The sequence below is a fragment of the Azospirillum sp. B506 genome (assembly GCF_000333595.1).
Classification (GTDB): Bacteria; Pseudomonadota; Alphaproteobacteria; order Azospirillales; family Azospirillaceae; genus Azospirillum.
The window spans coordinates 1-1,766 of record NZ_BADK01001062.1; the positions used below are offsets into that span (position 1 = coordinate 1).

A 1,766-nucleotide genomic window follows, 5' to 3' on the forward strand; every position below is an offset into this window, starting at 1 on the left:
CGGGAACAGCGAGACGGTGACCGCCAGCTGATAGGCATTCACCACCCAGATGGCGCTGGCGGCATCGACGGCGAACTCGCGCTGGATGGTCGGCAGGGCGATGTTGGCGACCACGCCGTCCAGCACCGCCATGATCAGCGCGACGGTCATCGCCGCCATCGCCCAGTAGCGCTGCGGGATCGGCAGGCCGTCTGCCGCCACGATGGGCGGTCTGCGGCTTGCGGTTTGGGCGGAGGCGAGGGACGGCGCGGAAGGGTTCGACATGCCTGCCAGCATAAAGGCCGTCCTGCGTCGCAGGGTCGCAGCAATTTCGCATGAAAGCATTGCGGAAGCCGGGCGGTCGGGTTCCGGCGAACCGCCGCCCGGCGATCTCTTCCCCTTACGCTTGGAAAATCCCCGTCACCCTCCGGGGAAAGGGAATATTGGGGACGATGGGACCGTTCACGACGCCAGATCCTTTAAGATCGGACAGTCAGGCCGCTCGTCGCCGTGGCAGGCGTCGGCAAGCTCGTGCAGCGTGTCGCGCATCGCCTGCAGCTCGGCGATCTTCGCCTCCAGCTCGTCGATGTGCTGGAGCGCGATGCGCTTGACCTCCGAACTGCAGCGCGAGCGGTCCTGCCACAGCCCGACCAGCTTCTGGATGCGCTCGATCCCGAAGCCCAGCGTGCGCGCCCGCTTGACGAAGCGCAGCACATTGACCTCGCGGTCGCTGTAGACGCGATAGCCCGACGCCGTCCGCCCGGCCTCCGGAATCAGACCGATGGATTCGTAATAGCGGATCAGCTTGGCGTTGACGCCCGACGCCTTGGCAGCGTCGCCGATGGTCATGCCGTTGCTCATTGCAAATCCCCATTCTTTGGCGGCGTCCAGCCGCGCAGGGTCAGGGCGTTCACCACCACGCTGACCGAACTGAGCGCCATCGCCGCTCCCGCCAGCACCGGGCTGAGGTTGCCCGACGCCGCCAGCGGGATGCCGATGACGTTGTAGGTGAAGGCCCAGAACAGCCCCTGGCGGATCTTCGCATAGGTCCGCCGCGACACGTCGATGGCGCCGGCGACCAGCCGGGGATCGCCGCGCATCAGGGTGATGCCGGCGCTGTGCATCGCCACGTCGGTGCCGGTCGCCATGGCGATGCCGACATCGGCGGCGGCCAGCGCCGGCGCGTCGTTGATGCCGTCGCCAACCATGCCGACGATTTTGCCCTCCCCCTTCAAGGCCGCGACGACGGCGGCCTTGTCGCCCGGCAGCACCTCGGCGAACACCCGCCCGATGCCGAGCGCTGCGGCGACGGAGCGGGCGGCGCCCCAGCCGTCGCCGGTCACCATCACCGGCTCCACCCCCTGCGCCTTCAGCGAGGCGACGGCGGTGACCGCACTCTCCTTCACCGTGTCGCCGAAGGCGACGAGGCCGAGCAGGCGCGGAGTCTCGCCGATTTCGATCAGCCAGGACAGGGTGTGCCCAGAGGCGGCCAGCGCCTCGGCCGGTTCGGCCAGCGGGCCGGGCTGCAAGCCGGCCTCCGCCACCGCGCGGGCATTGCCGAGTTGCAGGCGCCGTCCGGCCACCGTGCCGGCGACGCCGCGCCCGGCCAGCGCGCGGAAGTCGTCCACCGGTTCCGGCGCGATTCCGGCGGCGGCGGCGCGGTCGCGCAGCGTATGGGCGAGCGGATGCTCGCTGCCGGTCTGGAGGGCGGCGGCAAGGCGCAGCAGGGTCTCGCCATCGGTGCCATGGGCGGGGATCAGGTCGGTGACGCGCGGCTTGCCCTCGGT

Annotated in this window: 2 protein-coding genes and 1 pseudogene; all 3 read right to left on the reverse strand. The window is 70.0% G+C overall.

Features of this window, described 5'->3' with window-relative positions; all coding sequences use genetic code 11:
• A pseudogene (locus tag I71_RS32665) lies at positions 1–201 on the reverse strand (MFS transporter); the annotation flags it as partial.
• Between the two features lie 240 nt (positions 202–441).
• On the reverse strand, positions 442–828 hold the full coding sequence (gene cueR, locus I71_RS32670) for a Cu(I)-responsive transcriptional regulator (protein WP_042704142.1): 387 nt from the start codon (positions 826–828) through the stop codon (positions 442–444).
• Between the two features lie 8 nt (positions 829–836).
• Positions 837–1,766, reverse strand: a 930-nt coding sequence (locus tag I71_RS32675; RefSeq protein ID WP_042704139.1) for an HAD-IC family P-type ATPase, incomplete at its 5' end; no start/stop codon positions are given.

Bases quoted from the DNA above. Each gene is read 5' to 3' on its own strand.
- cueR (WP_042704142.1), bottom strand. From the start codon at position 828: ATGACCATCGGCGACGCTGCCAAGGCGTCGGGCGTCAACGCCAAGCTG.